Annotated in this window: 1 protein-coding gene; it reads left to right on the forward strand. The window is 50.2% G+C overall.

The features are described from left to right. A partial coding sequence (locus tag V6E90_RS21780) for an Ig-like domain-containing protein (protein ID WP_332606446.1) occupies positions 1-221 on the forward strand: 221 nt, incomplete at both ends.

Here is a 221-nt window from a genome sequence, read left to right on the forward strand (position 1 = left end):
GCGGTGAACAATGGTGATGGTACTTGGACCCTTGCAGACAATGTATTGCCAGTGTTGGGTGAAGGTCCACATACCGTGACCGTGACTGCGACAGACTTGGCAGGCAATGTCGGTACAGATACAGGTACAGTGACAATCGATACGATTGCACCGAATGCGCCAGACATTGATCCAATCAATGCCGTTGATCCAATTACAGGAACAGCAGAACCTGGTTCGAC

Origin of the sequence: Acinetobacter sp. ESBL14 (genome assembly GCF_036668815.1) — a bacterium.
GTDB lineage: Bacteria > Pseudomonadota > Gammaproteobacteria > Pseudomonadales > Moraxellaceae > Acinetobacter > Acinetobacter gyllenbergii.